General features: G+C 67.0%; 17 protein-coding genes. 10 read left to right on the plus strand and 7 right to left on the minus strand.

Annotated features, from left to right (window positions below; translation table 11 throughout):
• The coding region (locus tag LIG30_RS02450; RefSeq protein WP_038709368.1) for an ATPase, T2SS/T4P/T4SS family at positions 1-540 on the minus strand (540 nt) is incomplete at its 3' end.
• Complete coding sequence (gene gspD, locus LIG30_RS02455; protein WP_038709370.1) at positions 537-2,882, minus strand: type II secretion system secretin GspD; 2,346 nt, start codon at positions 2,880-2,882, stop codon at positions 537-539. The genes LIG30_RS02450 and gspD, both read right to left, overlap by 4 nt.
• 387 nt (positions 2,883-3,269) lie before the next feature.
• On the opposite strand from gspD, the gene LIG30_RS02460 reads away from it, so the two are divergent.
• Positions 3,270-3,719, plus strand: coding sequence for a lytic transglycosylase domain-containing protein (locus tag LIG30_RS02460; protein WP_038709372.1), 450 nt, complete (start codon positions 3,270-3,272; stop codon positions 3,717-3,719).
• 202 nt (positions 3,720-3,921) lie between these two features.
• On the plus strand, positions 3,922-5,199 hold the full coding sequence (locus LIG30_RS02465; RefSeq protein ID WP_038709373.1) for a GTP-binding protein: 1,278 nt from the start codon (positions 3,922-3,924) through the stop codon (positions 5,197-5,199).
• A gap of 49 nt (positions 5,200-5,248) precedes the next feature.
• Here the strand turns inward: LIG30_RS02465 and LIG30_RS02470 are convergent, their stop codons facing one another.
• Positions 5,249-5,527: an HU family DNA-binding protein gene (locus LIG30_RS02470; protein WP_038709375.1), complete on the minus strand. Its 279-nt coding sequence runs from the start codon at positions 5,525-5,527 to the stop codon at positions 5,249-5,251.
• A gap of 392 nt (positions 5,528-5,919) precedes the next feature.
• On the opposite strand from LIG30_RS02470, the gene mnmC reads away from it, so the two are divergent.
• The 7 genes from mnmC (at position 5,920) to LIG30_RS02505 (ending at position 14,719) form a co-directional block, all read left to right on the plus strand.
• Complete coding sequence (mnmC, locus tag LIG30_RS02475) at positions 5,920-7,890, plus strand: bifunctional tRNA (5-methylaminomethyl-2-thiouridine)(34)-methyltransferase MnmD/FAD-dependent 5-carboxymethylaminomethyl-2-thiouridine(34) oxidoreductase MnmC (RefSeq protein ID WP_038709377.1); 1,971 nt, start codon at positions 5,920-5,922, stop codon at positions 7,888-7,890.
• Between the two features lie 662 nt (positions 7,891-8,552).
• Positions 8,553-9,767: a cation:proton antiporter gene (locus tag LIG30_RS02480; protein ID WP_038709378.1), complete on the plus strand. Its 1,215-nt coding sequence runs from the start codon at positions 8,553-8,555 to the stop codon at positions 9,765-9,767.
• A gap of 38 nt (positions 9,768-9,805) precedes the next feature.
• Positions 9,806-10,921: a YbdK family carboxylate-amine ligase gene (locus LIG30_RS02485; protein ID WP_038709379.1), complete on the plus strand. Its 1,116-nt coding sequence runs from the start codon at positions 9,806-9,808 to the stop codon at positions 10,919-10,921.
• A gap of 506 nt (positions 10,922-11,427) precedes the next feature.
• Positions 11,428-12,069, plus strand: coding sequence for a MarR family winged helix-turn-helix transcriptional regulator (locus LIG30_RS02490; RefSeq protein WP_038709401.1), 642 nt, complete (start codon positions 11,428-11,430; stop codon positions 12,067-12,069).
• 38 nt (positions 12,070-12,107) lie between these two features.
• Positions 12,108-12,818 carry a glutamine amidotransferase gene (locus LIG30_RS02495; RefSeq protein ID WP_038709403.1) on the plus strand — a complete coding sequence of 237 codons (711 nt, stop codon included), beginning with the start codon at positions 12,108-12,110 and terminating at the stop codon, positions 12,816-12,818.
• A 103-nt stretch (positions 12,819-12,921) separates the two neighbouring features.
• The gene (locus LIG30_RS02500) at positions 12,922-14,034 is read left to right on the plus strand and encodes an NADH:flavin oxidoreductase/NADH oxidase (RefSeq protein WP_038709381.1); all 1,113 of its coding nucleotides are present in this window, start codon (positions 12,922-12,924) and stop codon (positions 14,032-14,034) included.
• 175 nt (positions 14,035-14,209) lie between these two features.
• Complete coding sequence (locus LIG30_RS02505; RefSeq protein WP_038709383.1) at positions 14,210-14,719, plus strand: SET domain-containing protein; 510 nt, start codon at positions 14,210-14,212, stop codon at positions 14,717-14,719.
• A 33-nt stretch (positions 14,720-14,752) separates the two neighbouring features.
• Here the strand turns inward: LIG30_RS02505 and LIG30_RS02510 are convergent, their stop codons facing one another.
• Positions 14,753-16,231, minus strand: coding sequence for a sensor histidine kinase (locus LIG30_RS02510; RefSeq protein WP_038709384.1), 1,479 nt, complete (start codon positions 16,229-16,231; stop codon positions 14,753-14,755).
• A gap of 121 nt (positions 16,232-16,352) precedes the next feature.
• Positions 16,353-17,045: a response regulator gene (locus LIG30_RS02515; protein ID WP_038709385.1), complete on the minus strand. Its 693-nt coding sequence runs from the start codon at positions 17,043-17,045 to the stop codon at positions 16,353-16,355.
• A 122-nt stretch (positions 17,046-17,167) separates the two neighbouring features.
• On the opposite strand from LIG30_RS02515, the gene LIG30_RS02520 reads away from it, so the two are divergent.
• Complete coding sequence (locus LIG30_RS02520) at positions 17,168-17,398, plus strand: DUF3717 domain-containing protein (RefSeq protein ID WP_038709386.1); 231 nt, start codon at positions 17,168-17,170, stop codon at positions 17,396-17,398.
• 82 nt (positions 17,399-17,480) lie between these two features.
• Here LIG30_RS02520 and LIG30_RS02525 read toward each other — a convergent pair whose 3' ends face one another.
• Together LIG30_RS02525 and phhA are read right to left on the minus strand one after the other, a co-directional pair.
• Positions 17,481-17,846 carry a 4a-hydroxytetrahydrobiopterin dehydratase gene (locus LIG30_RS02525; RefSeq protein WP_083493866.1) on the minus strand — a complete coding sequence of 122 codons (366 nt, stop codon included), beginning with the start codon at positions 17,844-17,846 and terminating at the stop codon, positions 17,481-17,483.
• Positions 17,847-17,863: 17 nt separating this feature from the next.
• Positions 17,864-18,757, minus strand: a complete 894-nt coding sequence (phhA, locus tag LIG30_RS02530; RefSeq protein WP_038709389.1) for a phenylalanine 4-monooxygenase — start codon at positions 18,755-18,757, stop codon at positions 17,864-17,866.
• Positions 18,758-18,807 lie beyond the last annotated feature (50 nt).

Raw genomic sequence — 18,807 nt, forward strand, 5'->3', positions numbered from 1 at the left:
GCCGTGCAGCGCCTTCTTCGGGCGCACGACGTCGCGCAGCGTGCCGTCGACGCGAAAACGCACGACCGACGCGTTCTCGAACGGCTCGATGTGGATGTCCGATGCCTGCTCGCGGGCCGCCTGCGTGAGCAGCGCGTTGATCATCCGGATGATCGGCGCGTCGTCTTCCGATTCGAGCAGGTCCTCGACTTCGGGAATGTCCTGCATCAGCCGCGACAAGTCGACTTCGCCCTCGACCTCGCCGACCACCTGCGCCGCGCTGCCGTCCTGGCGCGCATAGGCCTGGTTGATCGCCAGCGCGAGCTCGTCGGCCGGCACGCGATGCACGGCGACCGCGCCGAAATTGCGCGCGACCTCGGCAAGCGCGGCCTCGCTCGTGCGCTCGCTGATCCACACCTCGAGCGTGTCGTCGTGCTGGTGCGCGACGAGGACCTGCCCGTTCTTCGCGAAGCCGTAGGGCAGCAGGCGCGCGGCGACGGGCGACGGCGCCTGGCGCTCGGCCGGCGCGTCGTCGCGGGTGGGCGCAGGCACGCCGGTCACTGCGGCGCTCCCGGCGTGGCCGTCAGCGGCGGCGACACCACCGGCTGCCGCGGGGCGCTCTGCGGTTGCGCGGCCGGCGGCTGCGGTTGCAGCGGTTGTGGTTGTGGTTGCTGCGATTGCGGCTGCGCGGGCTGCTGGGGCGCGGCCGGCTGTTCGCGGCGCATCTTCGAGAGGTCGAACAGGTTCAGCGTCGAACCGCCCTGGCTCGGGCCGAGCGGCATCGGCGGCACAACCGGATCGTCCTTGTCGCGGATCACGTTGTTGTCCGATCGATACGCGCCCGTCACGCCCTGGATGTAGTCGTAACGGTTCGCCGAAATCGCCTGTGCGGTGTCGCGGTCGTTGATGATCACCGGGCGCAGGAACACCATCAGGTTGGTCTTCTGCCGCTGCTTGGTTTCCGAGCGGAACAGCTGGCCGAGCCACGGGATGTCGCCGAGGAGCGGCACCTTGCTGTTCGACACCTGGTAGTTGTCCTGCATCAGCCCGCCGAGCACGATGATCTCGCCGTTGTCCGCGAGCACCGTCGACTGGATCGAACGCTTGTTGAAGGTCGGGCCCGCCGGGTTGGTCGTCGTGTTCGAGGTCCCGCTCACGACCGACGAATCCTCGGTATACAACTGCAGCTTCAGGATCCCGCCGTCGGTGATCTGCGGCTTCACGTGCAGCGTGAGGCCGACGTCGCGGCGGTCGTAGGTGTTGAACGCGGCGTTCGTGGTGCCGCTCGTCAGGTTCGAGTACGAACCCGTCGCGATCGGCACGTTCTGGCCGACGACGATCTTCGCCTCCTCGTTGTCGAGCGTGATGAGGTTTGGCGTCGACAGCACGTTCGCGTCGCTGACGCCCGCGAAATACTGCAGCAGCGCGCCGAGCCCCTGCACGCCGAACATGTTGCTCAGCCAGCCGATATTGAGGCCCTGGGTGAGGTTCTGCGACAGGCCGAGGAGGCCCGCCTGGCCGCCGGACGCGACCGCCGCCGACAGCGGCAGGATATTGCTGCCGGCCACGCTGCCCGCTGCGCTCGCGAGGTTCGTGCCGGCCAGCAGGTTGCCGTTCGCGACCTGCCACTGGATGCCGAGGTTGCCGGCCGTCGTCGAGTTCAGTTCGACGATCAGCGCCTCGATGTAGACCTGCGCGCGACGCGCGTCGAGCTGGTCGATCACCGTGCGCAGATTGCGGTACACCAGATCCGACGCGGTGATGATCAGCGAGTTGGTCGCCGCGTCGGCCTGGATCATGCCGCCCGGCTGGTTGTCGTCGCCCTTGTCCTTGTCGCCGCCAAGCAGCCCGCCGGTGCCGAGTCCGCCGCCCGTCGAGCCGCCGCCGTACGACGAAGACGACGAGCCGCTCATCGACGACGGCAGCGGCGGGGTGCCCGCGGTGCCGGTCGAGAAGCTGCCGGTTGCGCCGCCGCCCTGGTTGAACGCGTTCGCTTCGTTCGAGGTGGCCGACGCGCCGGCTTCGCCGGTCTTGCCGAGCATGCCGCGCAGCGTCTTCGCGAGCTTCACCGCGTCGGCGTTGCGCAGCAGCACGACGTGCATGTTGCCGGGCTGATTGGTCGGCGCGTCGAGTTGCTGCGCGAGCCGCTTCGCGGCCGCGAGGCGCGACGCGTTCGACGCGCGCAACAGCAGTGCATTGGTGCGCGGATCGGCCGTCACCGACACCTTGAGCGTCGCGTCGCTGTTGCCGATCGCGCCCGGGTCGAGCAGCTTCGACAATTGCGAGGCCGCGTCGAGCGCGTTCGCATTCCTGAGCGGCACGATCAGCACCTGCGCGCCGGCCGCGTTGTCGACGCCGGCGATGATCTGCGCGATGCGGCGCACGTTGTCCGCGTAGTCGGTGACGACGATCGTGTTGTTGGCCGGATACGCGGCGACAGTGTTGTTCGGCGAGATCAGCGGACGCAGCACCGGCAGCAGGTTGTTCGCCGATTCGTGGCGCAGCTCGAACACCTGCGTGACGATCTGGTCGCCGCGCGCCTGCGGCGCATTGCCGATGTAGGTGGGCACGCCCTGCAGCTTCGCGTCGGCCTCGGGCACGACCTTCAGCACGCCGTGATCCTGTACGAGCGAGAAGCCCTGCATCCGCAGCGCCGACTGCAGCGTCTTCAATGCCTGGTCTTCCGGCACCGGGTGTTCGGCGACGAGATTGAGCTGCCCCTTGACGCGCGGATCGACGATGATGGTCTTGCCGGTCGCGGCGCCGATCGCGCGGGCAACCTGGTCGATGTCCGCGTTGACGAAGTTGAGCGTGACCTGCGCGTGGGCGGCCTGCGCGACGACGATGCCGGCAACGACGACAGCCGTCGCGATTCGACGCATTGCGAAGTGTATTCTTGTCATGGATGAATGGGTCGATGCCGGCTCTGACCGCATCCGGCGATGTTGCCTGGATCCAATTCTGCTAATCACGACATTAGCAGTTTTTCATGTCCGTAGTATCTCGACGAGCCGAAGACTGCCTCACTTGCCACCTTCATTTCGCCGTGCGTATGCCGGATGTAAGCGCGCCCGCCGCGTGGCACCCGCTGCACTGCTTCGATGCTTCAATTCAAGATGAATTGACACGGAAATGCGGTATAACCGGCAAGCCGTAATTACCCGCAATCCGGAGCAATACCTGTCGTCACGGGACTCCCTGCCGGTATGATACGAGCGAGGACGCGCACAGCGCGCGAATTCCGGACACGGGTTTTCCCGCCCCCGGTTTACTCCCGGCCCCCTGACCCGATGAGACGACGGCTCGGTTCGATCGCGATAATCGCCGCCGGCGCATGGCTCGCCTGCGCGAATGCGCGCGCCGACTGCTTCGACGAGGCCGCGAAGTACCAGAAGGTCAATCCGCTGATCCTGCGCGCGATCGCGTGGCAGGAGTCGCGCAACCGGCCGGACGCGCTGAACCGCAACCTGAACGGCTCGACCGACTACGGCCTGATGCAGATCAACTCTGTGCATCTGCCCGCGCTGTCGCGTTACGGCATCGGCCGCGACACGCTGATGGAGCCGTGCAAGAGCGTCTACATCGCCGCCTGGCACCTGCGCCAGAAGATGGACCGGTACGGCAACACCTGGCAGGCGGTCGGCGCGTATCACTCCGAAACGCCCGCGTTGCGCGACACGTACGCGAAGCAGATCGCCGCGATCCTCGCGCAATGGAAACTGCTGCCGCAGCCGCGGTGACCCGTCCCGCACCGCGCGCCTGACGCCGCTCGGGGCCGCTGTTCACGCTCATGCGTGACGCCGCTCAGGCCGGCGAGCGCGTGTTTGATGCACAATGCGGGCTCACGCCGCAGCTTTGCCCCGCGCCCGGCCCCGTGCCGATCGCGCCCCGATTCGGCAGCGCCGCGGCCGCTTTTCATTCTTTCTGTTGGTGCGAACCGCAATGAACCAGCCGTTGCCCGTCACCGTGCTGTCCGGCTTTCTCGGCGCCGGCAAGACCACGCTGCTCAACCATATCCTCGCGAACCGCGCGGGCCTGAAGGTCGCCGTGATCGTCAACGATCTCGCGGCGGTCAACATCGACGCGTCGCTCGTGCGCGACGCGCAGGCGCTGTCGCATGTCGAGGAACGCCTCGTCGAGATGTCGAACGGCTGCATCTGCTGCACGCTGCGCGACGACCTGCTCGTCGAGATCCGCCGGCTCGCCGAGGACGGCCGCTTCGACGCGATCCTGATCGAGTCGACCGGGATCGCCGAGCCGATGCCGATCGCCGAAACCTTCACGTTCGTCGACGAAGACGGCACGTCGCTCGCCGAGCTCGCCCGTCTCGACACGCTCGTCACGGTCGTCGACGCGTTCAATTTCCTGCGCGACTACGGCTCGGACGACGCGCTCGCCGAGCGCGGCATCGCCGCGACCGACGAGGATGACCGCACGCTCGTCGAGCTGCTGATCGAACAGATCGAGTTCTGCGACGTGCTGGTGATCAACAAGGCCGACCTCGTCGGCGCGGACGCGCTCGCGCGCCTGCAGCACATCCTCGCGCGGCTGAATCCGCGCGCGCACCAGGTCGTCGCGACGTTCGGCGACGTGCCGCTCGGCGAGGTGCTGCACACGGGTCGCTTCGATTTCGACGCCGCGGCGAGCGCGCCGGGCTGGCTCGCGTCGCTCGAGCATGCGCACGACGACGCGCATCCGCACGTCCACAGCGAGGCGGACGAATACGGGATCGGCAATTTCGTCTACCGCGCGCGCCGTCCGTTCCATCCGGCGCGGCTGTGGGCGCTGCTGCATCAGGAATGGCCGGGCGTGCTGCGCAGCAAGGGCTTTTTCTGGCTCGCGACGCGCAACGGCATCGCGGGTTCGCTGTCGCAGGCGGGCGGCGTCTGCCGGCACGGGCCGGCCGGCTCATGGTGGGCGGCGCAGGATCGTGCCGAATGGCCGGACGACGGCGAGCTGCTCGACGAGATCCGCGCGGACTGGCACGGCGAATTCGACGATGCGTCGATCGGCGATCGCCGTCAGGAACTGGTGCTGATCGGTGTCGATCTCGACGCGGCGGCCTGGCGCGCAAAGCTCGACGCGTGCCTGCTGACCGACGCCGAGTTGGCGCTCGGCGAAGCGGGGTGGGCGGCATTCGACGATCCGTTCCCCGCATGGGATGTCGACGAGCACGACGACGATGAGCACGGCGACGCGCAGATCCTGCATCGTCCGTAATAAAAAAACCCGCCAAAATGGCGGGTTTTTTCATGAACAGGCGCTGAACTTAACGCTTGTTGACGGCATCCTTGAATGCCTTGCCAGCCGTGAACTTGACCGTCTTGGCTGCCGGGATCTTGATCGTTTCCCCGGTCTTCGGGTTGCGGCCGGTGCGCGCTGCGCGCTTGCCCGAACCGAAGCTGCCGAAGCCGATCAACTGAACCGCGTCACCCTTCGACACTGCCTTCTTGATGACTTCGAGAAGCGTGTCCAGCGTTTCGCCGGTTTGAGCCTTGCTGGCGCCCGTCTCAGCGGCGACGGCGTCGATCAGTTCCTGTTTGTTCATTAAAAGGTTCCTTTTTCAGGTTAGGTTGACACGGACAGCGCGAACGCGCCGATTATACGTGCGCGAACCGTGCCGTCGATAGTTGAAGCCGACGGTACAGCGCCGAATCCTGGCCCACGCGAGCGGCCGTCCGGAATCCCGGACAACCGCCCCGCGGTGCGGCGGTTGCTATGATAGCGCAGCGCAAACCCAATAACGGCAAGGGTTTCAAAGAATTTAGCCGGGTAGTCGCCGACCGCAGCGCCGACTACCCGTTTTTTTGATCCGCGGCAACCGGACAGGATACGCAGCCGAATTCCCCCGCGCGACCGGCCGTTGGTTTTTTCCAACGGCTGGCCGGGCGGGGCCGCGCAACGCCTTGTCACGCTTGGCCGCCACGTTTTTTGTTTCGCATGCCAGACCGACTCGTACCCGCCACGCTCGCCTTCGGCGACGACGGCACGCTCGTTTCGCCCGCCTACGGCGACATCTATCACAGCGCCGCCGGCGCGCTCGCGCAGGCGACTCACGTGTTCGTGCAGGGCAACGGCCTGCCCGGCCGCTGGCAGGGCAGGCGCACGTTCACCATCGTCGAGACCGGCTTCGGCACCGGCTGCAACTTCCTTGCGACGTGGTCCGCATGGCGCGACGATCCCGCGCGCTGCGAGCGGCTGCACTTCGTCTCCGTCGAGAAGCACCCGTTCGCACGCGAGGACCTGCGCCGGGCCGCTTCGCACTTCGTTGCCAATACAACCATATCGGCCGACGTCGATGCACTCGCCGACGCATGGCCGATGCTCGTGCCCGGCCTGCACCGTCTCGAATTCGACGGGGGACGTGTCGTGCTGACGCTCGTGTTCGGCGACGCCCTCGCGATGCTGCCGAAGCTCGTGCTGCGCGCCGATGCGTTCTATCTCGATGGCTTCGCGCCGTCGAAAAACGCGGACATGTGGTCGCCCGACGTGTTTCGCGCGCTCGCGCGGCTCGCCGACGATCACGCGACGTTCGCGACGTATTCCAGCTCGGGCGCCGTCAAGCACGCGCTCGAAGAAGCGGGCTTCGCGTCCCGGAAAGTCGACGGATTCGCGGACAAGCGCGCGATGCTGGTCGGCGAATTCGCGCCGCGCTGGCGCATGCGCCGTCACGAACCGCCACGCGCGCTGCCGGCCGCCACCCGCAGCGCGATCGTGATCGGCGCGGGCATGGCCGGCTGCGCGGTCGTCGAGCGGCTCGCCGCGCGCGGCTGGGACGTCACGCTGATCGAGCGCCGTGACCGGATCGCGACCGAAGCGTCGGGCAATCCCGCCGGCGTGTTTCATCCGTTGATGACGCGCGACGACAACGTCGCGAGCCGGCTCACGCGGGCCGGCTTCCTGCATGCGCTCGCACGCTGGCGCGCGCTCGAGCAGGCGGGCCACGCGTTCGGGCGCAGCACGCGCGGCATGATCCACCTCGCGGAATCGGATGCGGATTTCGAGCGGATGCGCGCGGCCTTCGACGCGCTCGGCGTGCCGCCCGACTATGCGTGCCTGCTGAGCGCGAACGACGCGCGCGCGCGCCTGAAGCTCGCGGTCGCGCACGGCGGCCTGCTGTTTCCGCATGGCGGAGCGGTGCAGCCTGCCGCGTTGTCGGCCGCGCAATGCGCGGCGGCCGGTGCGCGCGTGCGGCAGCTGACAGGCACCGAAGTCGCGCGGCTCGAACGGCACGGCGAAGGCTGGCGCGCGCTCGACGCCGACGGCCGCACGCTCGCCGAAGCCGCGGCCGTCGTGCTCGCGAACGCCGGCGATGCGGTGCGGCTCGCGAACCTGCGGCACGCACCGCTGCAGCCGGTGCGCGGCCAGCTCACGCTGCTGCCGCCCGGCACCAGCGCGCCGCTCGACTGTCCCGTGATCGGCGACGGTTACGCGGTGCCACTCGCCGACGGCACACTGCTCGTCGGCGCAACGTTCGAGCCCGACGACGTCGATCCGGCGCTTCGGCCCGCCGGTCATCGGGAGAACCTCGAGCGCGTCGGGCGCCTGGTGCCCGGCCTCATCGGCGACGTGCGCGACGTCGATGCACTCGCCGGCCGCGTGGCGTTCCGCTGGGTGACGAGCGACCGGCTGCCGATGATCGGCCCGCTCGCCGACGAAGCGCAGACGATTGCCCGCGCGGCGGCGTTCAGCGGTGCGAAGGCGCGCGATCTGCCGCGCACCGGCGGCCTGTTCGGCGCGTTCGGCTATGGCTCGCGCGGTCTCGTATGGGCGGCGCTCGGCGCCGAACTGATCGCGTCGCAACTCGAAGGCGAGCCATGGCCGCTCGATCGCGAACTCGCCGAAGCCGTCGATCCCGCCCGCTTCCTGATCCGCGCATTGCGCGCGAGACGGGTGAGCACCCCCAACTGACCTTTCTCACCATTGCCGCACAGAGCACAGCACAGTTGTCCACGCCAGTCTGTGGATAACCGTGCTGAATCGGTGCGCGCTCCCTGTGCAATCACAGTGGACGTATTCTGGGTAACTCCGCACAGCTGTGAAACGGGGGAAAAGTTGCTCATCGCAACCCGCTGTGCCCACACAGCCTGTGCAAGCGGTTGTGCGTTCGACAACGCATTGAATCGTCGGCGTAAACCACAGTTATCCACTGTGCTGTGTGGCCCTTGTTAACTTCTACTACGTATACATACAGGTAAACCATTGAATCAAAAGGCCACCCGGCCTCGGGGGCCGGCTGATTGGCCAGTCGAACGGGTCCTGTCCCGAACACCTGTGGCACAATCGGCTTTCTTCCCGCCTGTGCGGCACTGCGCCAGGCAAGCATCAACGGAACGGTGCGCGAGATTTCGAATCTGAATCTTCGAAGTCGCGCAGTCCCTTCACACACCACGCCGACAATCCAGATCGGCACCCTGGACGACTCGACCGCCGGACGGCGGAGCAGGCGGTTCCCATGTCTTGCTGTCGTACACAACAATCACATTCGGGGCGACCTTCGGCTAGCGCGCGCCTTATCCTTTACGCATGACCCCGCGTCGCTGGCGGTTGCTTCCAAAGGAGAAGTCACCACGATGAAGTCGGCGTTCTCATTTCTGCCAAGCTGGCCGCTCACGCCGGATGCCGTGTTCTGGGCCGGGCTCGTGCTGTTCGCCGCGGGCCTGTGCGGCGAGCTGTGTTATCGCGCGTGGCGTCTGCCGCGCATCACCGGCTACGCGGTGATCGGCCTGATCGCCGGCACGTTCGGTTTCGGTGTGATCAATGCGCGCACCGACGAAACCTCTCGCCTGCTGATCGACGTCGCACTCGGCCTGCTGCTGTTCGAGCTGGGCAGCCGGCTCGACCTGCGCTGGATTCGCCGCAATCCATGGTTGATCGCGTCGAGTCTCGCCGAGGCGACGCTCACCTTCGTGCTCGTGCTGTTCGTGCTGCTCGGGCTCGGCCTGTCGGGCATGGTTGCGCTGGTGGTGTCGGCGATCGCGATCGCGACCTCACCGTCGATGGTGATCCAGCTGAAGACCGAACTGCGCGCGGAAGGGCAGGTGTCGCAGCGGCTCATCACGCTGACCGCGCTCAACAGCGTGTACGCGGTGGTGCTGACCAAGCTCGTCACGAGCTGGCTTCACCAGGAAGCGTACGGCAACGTGTTCGCGACGGTGCTGCAGCCGCTCTACCTGCTGGCCGGCTCGTTCATCGTCGCGTACGTGGTCGCGCGCGCCTGCATCTACCTGTTCCGCCACATGACCGCGACGATGCGCGACGAGCATTCATTCGTCGCGCTGTTCGGCCTGGTGATGATCGCGATCGCGGCCGCGCAGGCGCTGAAGCTGTCGACGCTGCTCACGCTGCTGCTCGCCGGCATCATCGTGAAGAACCTCGAAGCGCGCCCGCAGTTGTGGCCCGAGCATTTCGGCACCGCGGGCTGGCTGCTGACCGTGGTGCTGTTCGTGCTGACGCTCACGTCGTTCTCGTGGAGCGACGTCGCGACGGGCGGCCTGTTCGCGTTCGCGCTGATCGTCACGCGGCTCGTCGCGAAGCTTGCCGGCGTCGTCGCGTTCGCGAAGCCGAGCGGCATCGAGCTCAGGCAGGGCGTCGCGCTCGGGGTCGCGCTCACGCCGATGTCCGCGCTGGCCTACCTGCTCGTCGACGACACCTACCAGCAATATCCGAATTTCGATCCCCACCTGCGCGCGGTGATGATGTGCGCGATTGTGGTGTTGCAGCTCGCCGGCCCGTTCGTCGTCTACCGATGCCTGTCGGCGGTGAACGAGCGCCGCGACAGCAACTGACCGGCGCCGCACGGCGCCACCGCTACCCGGACACTGCCATGGCACTCGAAACATTCGTCAATTCCGAGCCGTTCACCTTTGGCGTCGAGCTGGAGATCCAGATCGTCAACACGCACAACTACGATCTGACGAAAGCGGCATCCGACCTGATGCGGCTGATTCAGGGCGAGACCTTTCCGGGCAACATCACGCCGGAGATCACCGAAAGCATGATCGAGCTGTCGACCGGTATCTGCCACACGCACGAGCAGGCGATCGGCGAGCTGCACGCGATCCGCGACGTGCTCGTCAAGGCGGCCGACCAGCTCAACGTCGGGCTGTGCGGCGGCGGCACCCATGCGTTCCAGCAGTGGAGCGAACGGCAGATCTTCGACGCGCCGCGCTTCCAGTACATTTCCGAGCTGTACGGCTACCTCGCGAAGCAGTTCACCGTGTTCGGCCAGCACGTGCATATCGGTTGCCCGGACCCGGACAGCGCGCTGTTCCTGCTGCACTCGATGTCGCGCTTCATTCCGCATTTCATCGCGCTGTCGGCGTCGTCGCCGTACGTGCAGGGCGTCGACACGGGCTTTCAATCAGCGCGGCTGAACTCGGTGTTCGCGTTTCCGCTGTCCGGCCGCGCGCCGTACGTGCTGACCTGGAGCGGCTTCGAGGAATACTTCATGAAGATGGTGAACACGGGCGTCGTCAATTCGATGAAGGACTTCTACTGGGACATCCGGCCGAAGCCCGGCTTCGGCACGATCGAGGTGCGCGTGATGGACACCCCGCTGTCGGTCGACCGCGCGGCGGCGATCGCCTGCTACATCCAGACGCTCGCCCGCTACCTGCTGACCGACCGGCCGCTCACGCTGTCCGAAGACGATTACCTCGTCTACACGTTCAACCGCTTCGAGGCATGCCGCTTCGGGCTCGAGGGCACCTGCGTGAATCCGCAGACGGGCGCGCGCCGCACCATCGCGGAAGACATTCTCGACACCATCGACCGGATCGCCCCGCACGCGGAGGCGCTCGGCTCGCGCGCCGCGCTCGACGAGATCGGCGCGCTCGCGCAGGCGCGCGTGAATGACGCATCGTGGCTGCGCACCGTGTTCAAGCAGGAAAAATCGCTCAACGAGACCGTCCGGCAGCAATGCTTACGCTGGCGGGAATGAAAATATGTTTTTCAAATAGACGGCTCGACCGACAAGGGTTTCGCTTTATCGCGGATTGCTCGATACGAACGCGCTAATCGCCGCCAATCCCGGCGAAACCCTGTGGATAACAAGATATTCCCCTGTAAAGTCAAGGGTGTGCGGGGTGTACAACCATGTGGATCAGGGTTGTATGACAGCGCGAGGAACGGGGCGAAATGATTTTCATCTGACCCGCTTCGGGCCTGCCGGGAATCCGCGCACAGTCGATTTGGCTGGTTGTTCAGCCGTTATCCACAGATTTGAATGGATAACTTAGCTGTACGATTTTCTGCTGTCGCTTAGAATGTCGGCGTTGCGAACGTTGGCGCCGCGTCACGCGCCGATCGCCGCAGCAGCGACCGCCGCGTGTGCCTCGTGACGGCCGCGTCTGGCGCGCTTAGCTGAGCGCGTCGTTTTTGAGATAGAAATTCGATCTCCACACTATGGCCGTTCCGATGCAAGGGCGGCGGCAAAGCGAAAAGACTATGAGCGAAGGCGTTTACGGGAACGAAGCTGCGGGACGAGTGACCCACAGTCTCCTGCGGTTGAGTACGGCCATGCGAAGCCAGGCATGGGATTGGGCGGAAGGCGCCGGCCTGACGCCGACGCAGGGCGAGATCCTCGTGCTGTTGTTGCAACGCAAGGGGCCGATGCGCCTCGGCGAGATCGCGCGCGAGACCCAGTTGACGGCCGCCACGACGAGCGACGCCGTCAGCACGCTGGAGAACAAGGGCCTGGTCGAAAAGCGCCGCGCGCTCGACGACGGCCGCGCGCTTGCGGTGCGTCTGAGCGCACGCGGCCGCAGCGCCGCGAAGAAGGCGCTGCAGTGGCCTGACTTCCTGACCCGCGCAGTCGGTTCGCTCGGCTCGGACGAGCAGGGCGCGCTTTACCGCGCACTCCTGAAGACGCTGCGCGAGCTTCAGATGGAAGGCACCATTCCTCCGCACCGCATGTGCCTGACGTGCGCGCACTTCCAGCCGTCCAAGGCGGTGAAGAAGCCCGCGCATTATTGCGCCGCGCTGGAGCTGACGCTCAACGACAGCGATCTGCGCCTCGATTGTTCGGTGCACGAAGAAGGCGACGCAGCAACGCAAAAGAAGATCTGGAAGATTTTCGCGCAAGCGTAATGTGACGTGACGTCCGTCGATCGACCGGGAGGCCGATGATGAACGCTGAAGTGGTGGCGATCCGCCACGTGCATTTCGAGGATCTCGGCAGTTTCGAGCAGGTGCTCGGCGAGCGCGGTCGACGCGTGCGGTATGTCGACGTCGGCGCCTCCCGGGTCGAAGTGCTCGACGTCCTCGCGCCTTCGCTGCTCGTCGTGCTCGGCGGGCCGGTCAGCGTATACGACGACGCGCAGTATCCGAGCGTCGCGCCGCTCGCGGCGCTCGTGAAGCAGCGGGTCGATGCAGGCTTGCCGATCGTCGGCATCTGCCTCGGCGCGCAGTTCATTGCCCGTGCGCTCGGCGCGCGGGTCTATCCCGCCGCACACAAGGAGCTGGGCTGGGCCCCGCTCACGCTCACCGACGCGGGCCGCGCGTCGGCACTGCGCCACCTCGACGGCGCGGCGACCTCGATGCTGCACTGGCACGGCGACACGTTCGACCTGCCCGGCGGCGCCATCCATCTCGCCTCGACGCCCGCATGCCGCAACCAGGCGTTCGCGTGGGGGCAGCACGTGCTGGCGCTGCAGTGCCATCCGGAAATCCGCGCGGATCGCTTCGAGCCCTGGCTGATCGGCAATGCCGGCGAGATCGTCGCGACGCCGGGTGTCGATGCCCGGCAATTGCGCGACGAAACCTCGCGGTTCGGCCCCGCGCTGGAACGGGCCGCGCGCCGCATGTTCGCCGAGTGGCTCGACGGCGTCGGGCTTTGATCGCGCTTCCCTGCGTTCCGTAACTGCCCGGCAGGCTTCCTGCGCGGGTCGCCCCCGCGTGCTACGCTCAACCGCTCCTTCGTCCCATCCTTGCGAGCGGCCCATGACAGCGCTGTTTTCTCCCCTCACGCTGCGCGGCGTGACCCTGCCGAACCGGATCGTCATCTCCCCGATGTGCCAGTACTCCGCCGAGCGGGGTGAGGCCACCGACTGGCACATGATTCACCTCGGCCATCTCGCGCTGTCCGGCGCCGGCCTCATGTGCATCGAAGCGACCGCGGTCGAACCGGACGGGCGCATCACGCACGGCGACCTCGGCTTGTGGGACGACGTCACCGAGGCCGCGCTCGAACCGGTGCTCGCGGCGATTCGCCGCCACTCACCGGTTCCGGTCGCGATGCAGCTGTCGCACGCGGGGCGCAAGGCGTCGAGCGCGGTGCCGTGGAAGGGCGGCCAGCTGATCGAGGTGGCGGACGGCGGGTGGCTGCCGCACGCGCCGTCCGCGCTGCCGCACCGGGACGGCGAGACGCCGCCGCTTGCGCTCGACACGCCGGGGCTGAACCGTATCCGCCGCGCGTTCGAGGCAGCCGCGAAGCGCGCGGCGCGGCTCGGCATCGATGCGCTCGAAGTGCATGCGGCGCACGGCTATCTGCTGCATCAGTTCCTGTCGCCGCTCGCGAACCGGCGCGACGACGAATACGGCGGCTCGCGCGAGAACCGGATGCGTTTTCCGCTCGAGATCTTCGAGATCGTGCGCGCGGCGTTTCCGGACGACCGTCCGGTCGGCGTGCGCGTGTCCGCGACGGACTGGGTCGAAGGCGGCTGGGAGCTCGACGACACGATCGCGTTCGCGCATGCGCTGAAGGCCCGTGGCTGCGACTGGATCGACGTGTCGTCGGGCGGCGTGTCGCCGTTGCAGAGGATCCCGCTGTCGCCGGGCTACCAGGTGCCGTTCGCGCAGGCGGTCAGGCGCGCGGTCGGCATGCCGACGGTCGCGGTCGGCCTCATCACCGATCCCGTTCACGCGAACCGGCTGATCGCGGACGGCGATGCCGATTGCGTCGCGATGGCGCGCGCGATGCTCTACGATCCGCGCTGGCCGTGGCATGCGGCCGCGCAGCTCGGCGCGTCGGTGACGGCGCCGCCGCAATACTGGCGCTCGCAGCCGCGCGAGCACGCGTCGCTGTTCGGCGACATTTCGTTCGGGCAGCGTTGAGCGCGGCGCGCACGATGTTGAACGAAGCAATCCCGACCGTGTAGGATGCGGGTGGTTCGTCGCATGTCCACGCGCGGCGCCCGACGGCGCCGCGTTTTCGTTTGGCGCGTGCGCGCAGTGCGGCCGCGATCGCGGCCGTTTCCGGTTTCAAGTCGTCATCACAAGGATTCGTTCGATGAGTTCACGCAGGATCGCGGTGCGCCGCTCGGGAATACACGGCAAGGGCGTGTTCGCCGTGGCGCCGATCAAGGCTGGCGAGCGCGTCATCGAATACAAGGGCGAGCGAATCTCGTGGAAGGAAGCGCTGCGGCGCCATCCGCACGATCCCGAGCAGCCGAATCACACGTTCTATTTCGCGCTCGACGAAGGCGGCGTGATCGACGGCAAGGTGAAGGGCAACAGCGCGCGCTGGATCAACCATTCGTGCGCGCCGAACTGCGAGGCCGAGGAAATCGACGGGCGCGTGTTCGTCCACGCACTGCGCGATATCGAGCCGGAAGAGGAGTTGTTCTACGATTACGGGCTCGTGATCGACGAGCCGCTGACGAAGAAGCTCAAGCGCGAATACGCATGCCACTGCGGCACGGAGCGCTGCCGCGGCACGATGCTCGCGACCGCGTCCGACGAATCGAAAAAGAAGAAAAAGAAGAAGGACGCGCCGAACGGCAAGAAAAAGGCGAAGTGACGCGCGGCGGGGCTCGCCGCACGTCCGGTGCCGTCAGTGGGCCGATGCCGCCGCCGGCGCGGGGCTGGCCGGCTGTGAGCCCGGCGCGGCGAGCGGCACCCGCACCACGAACCGCGAGCCGCCTTCGGCCGCATCCGTATAGGTGATGCTGCCGCCGTGCATCGCGAGGATGTCGTGCACGATCGCGAGGCCGAGGCCCGCGCCCGTCTCGACGCCATTGCCGTTTTGCGCGTCGCCGCGGAAGAAGCGCTTGAACAGGTCCGCCTGCTGGCTGGCCGGCACGCCGGGGCCGTTGTCCTCGACGACGATTTCCGCCGCCGGCGCGCCCGATTCCAGCGTCACGCGCGACACGTTCACCGTGATCCGTGCGCCCTTCGGCCGTGCGAGCGGCACGTACTTCAACGCATTGTCGAGCAGGTTAGCGATCACCTCGCGCAGCAGCACGGGGTTGCCCCGCACGACGAGCGGATCGTCGCCGGAATCGTCGCTGCGCTGGAACCCGAGGTCGACGTGCGCGGCCAGCGCGCGCGGCACCCATTCGGCGCCCGTCTCGAACGCGAGCGCTGCGAGATCGACGTCGACGAAGCGCGCGGCCTGCTCGCCCGGCTCGGCGCGCGCCAGCGACAGCAGCTGGTTCGACAGCCGCACCGCGCGATCGGCCGCCGCGCGCAACTCGCGCACCGCGGCCAGCGTCTGCTGCGGGTCGCGCGCGACTGCCGCCTGTTCCGCATGCAGCTTCACTGCGGTCAGCGGCGTACGCAGCTGGTGGGCGGCATCGGCGATGAACTTGCGCTGCGCGTCGAGCGCGGTTTTCAGGCGGCCGAGCAGCGCGTTCATCGCGCTCGTGAGCGGCCGGATCTCGAGCGGGATATCGGTTTCGTCGACCGGTTCGAGCGAGGTATGGGTCTGCCTGTTCAGCGAATCGGCCAGATGCGTGAGCGGGCCGAGCTGCTGGTTGACGACGCGCCACACGATGCCCCATCCGGCGAGCAGCAGCAGCAGCAGCGGCATCATGATCGCGACGAGGAATTCAGCGGCGATCCGGTAGCGGTGCCGCACCGGCTGCGCGACCTCGACGACCATCGGCTTGCCGCCGTCGACTTCCTCGACGCGCACCTGCGCGACCCGCACCGCGCGGTTGTCGTATTCCGCCTCGAACACGTACGCGTAATGCATGCGCCGCACGCTGGTGCCGCGCAGCGGCAGTTTCGGATCGCCGGCGAGCTCCTGTTCGCCGTCGCTGATCCGGTAGATCAGTTGTTCGGCGGGGTCGGAGAACATCGCTTGCGCGAGCGGCGGCACGGTAAACGGCGCGTCGGGGCCGGCAATCTGGATCTGCCTGGAGATTGCGGTCGCGAGATCGGCGAGCGAACGGTCGATCACGTGCTGCGTGTATTGCCACGCGAGCCAGTAGGCAATCAGGCCGCTCATCAGCGCGAGCATCGACAGCGGCGCGGCGAGGCGCCGCAGCAGCGAGCGGCGCAGGCTGGTCACAGCCGGATCAGAAGACATCGCGCGAAAAAAGGGAAAGAGCGCCGCTCATGCGGGCGGCGCGGTCGGTGACGTGGCGGCGCGGGCCGGGAGACCCGTTTGGGGACGGCCCGTTTGGGGACGGCCCGCGCCCGCCGGGCCGTCAGACGCTCGCGGTCTGGCGGATTTCCTGCAGCAGATAGCCGAAGCCGCGCACCGTGACGATTTCGACGCGGCACTGCTCGAGCTTCTTGCGCACGCGGTGCACGTAGACTTCGATCGCAGTGTCGCCGAGATCGCCGCCGAAGTGCGTCAGGTGATCCTGCAGCTGCGCCTTGCTGACGACGCGGCCGTGACGCAGCAGCAGCATTTCGAGCACCGCGAATTCGCGCGGCGACAGCTCGAGCGGCTTGTCGTCGTTGAAGATGCGGCGGTCGACGCCCGACAGGCGCACGCCACCGAGCGACACCTCCGGACGCGGCATGTCGCTGTGCGGGCCGCTGCGGCGCATCACCGCGCGGATCCGCGCTTCCAGCTCGGCCGGCTCGAACGGCTTGAGCATGTAGTCGTCGGCGCCGGAGTTCAGGCCCTGGACCCGGTCGTTCAGTTCGTCGCGCGCGGTCAGCACGATGACGGGCGTGTGGCGGTTGGTCTGGCGGAAACGGGTCAGCAGCGTCATGCCGTCGATGCCGGGCAGGCCGAGATCCAGGATCACCAGCTCGTGGCGGTTCTGCGCGAGCGCCTGCTCGGCGAAAATGCCGTCGTGCACCATGTCGACGGTGAAGCCTGCCTGCTCGAGGCTGCTTTGGATACCCCGTGCGATGGGGCGGTCGTCTTCGATCAGAAGGAGTCGCATGAGGGTCGCTCAAGTACAATGGGTTGGCGGTTCAGGCACGCGGACAACACGACGCCGTTTCCACAGGGACGCCGCGAAGCCTGACGTCAAGCAAGGCGGCCAGCGAACGAACCAATCCAGCCATGTCCGATATTTCGATCCACGACCTCGAAGCCGCGATCAATTTCTGGCGCGCCCGCTCGCCGTCCAGCGGCGACGAACTCAAACTCTGCGAAGAGGCTAGCGCGCTCTCCAAGCCGTATGCGCTGCTGATTGTACAGCGCCAAACCTCCGTGGGACTGGAAGGTTTGGACCCCAAGGCGCGGAAAGCATGGGACGCTTACGTTCGCCTTAAGGATGGCTTGGAAAGCTGAAGGCTTTCGCTTCATTCATCCTAGAAAACGTTTAGCGAAATGAAAAGTTGACGTGCCGCGCGCGATCGGCGCGCGGCCGTTCTCAGGCGGGTTTCGCGTGGCTCGCGGCCGCGTCGATGAATTGGGCGAGCTGGATGTCGCGCTCGGTCAGGCCGTCGGCGTCGTGCGTCGACAGCGTCACGTCGACGCGGTTGTAGACGTTGAACCACTCCGGATGGTGATTCATTTCCTGCGCCTTGATCGCGACGCGCGTCATGAAGCCGAATGCCTCGTTGAAGTCGGCGAAGCGCAGGCTGCGCTGGATCGCGTCCCGGCCGGGCACGGCCGTCCACTGCGGCAGCGTGTCGAGACGGGTCTTGCGTTCTTCTGATGTGAGCTTGTGGATCATCGTGCACCTCGTTCGGTATCTACGGCGCCGCGCGTGTCGCGCAGCACTGGCACCGATCATTCTTCCATAGTTGTGTGTCAGGCGTCGGCGCCGGTCGGCCAGCCTTCGCGCGTGCCGCGATGCAGCACGCGGTCGGTGTCGAGCACGGCGCCTGCCGGGTGCTCGGGCAGGCCCGCCAGACGATCGGCGAGCGCGCGCGCGTCGACGTCGGCCAGCGCGAACAACTGCGCGAAATCGTCGATCACGAAGTAGGTCTTCTGGAACGTGTCGATCCGGTACTTCGTGCGCATCACGCGTTCCAGGTCGAAGCCGAGCCGGTTCGGTGCGGTGCTGTCGAGACAGTAGAGGCTCTCACCCTTGCTCGAGACGATGCCGGCACCGTAGATCGCGAGGCCGCTCGCATGGCGCGCGTCGCGGATCAGTCCGAATTCGACCGTGTACCAGTAGAGCCGCGCGAGCAGCGTGAGCGCCTGCGGATCGTCGGCGACGGTGAGCGCGGCGCGCCCGTACGCGTGCAGGTAGTCGGCGAACACCGGGTCGATCAGCAGCGGCACGTGGCCGAACAGGTCGTGGAAGCAGTCCGGCTCCTGCAGGTAGTCGAGCTGGTCCGGGCGGCGCATCCACCAGGTGACCGGAAAGCGCCGGTTCGCCAGATGCTCGAAGAACACGCGATCGGGCACGAGGCCCGGCACCGCGACGATCTCCCAGCCCGTCGCCGGCTTGAGCTGGCGATTGACGTCGGCGAAGGCCGGCACGCGGTGCGCGTCCACCCGGAGTTTCGTGAGGCCGGCGACGAACGCGTCGCACGCGCGGCCCCTGAGCAGCGCCGACTGGCGCGCGTAGAGCTGGTTCCACACCGCGTGATCGACCTGGCCGTACTGCGCGAGCGGCTGGTCGATGGTGAAATCGGCACGGGTTTCGAGACCCGCGTCGAACTGTTCCTGCAGTTTCGCGGTGACGACGGTGGACATGAGCGGCTCTACGTTGAAGCGGTTGGGATCGATGCAAGTGTAGAGCGGCA

Origin of the sequence: Burkholderia sp. lig30 (genome assembly GCF_000687455.2) — a bacterium.
Lineage (GTDB): Bacteria > Pseudomonadota > Gammaproteobacteria > Burkholderiales > Burkholderiaceae > Burkholderia.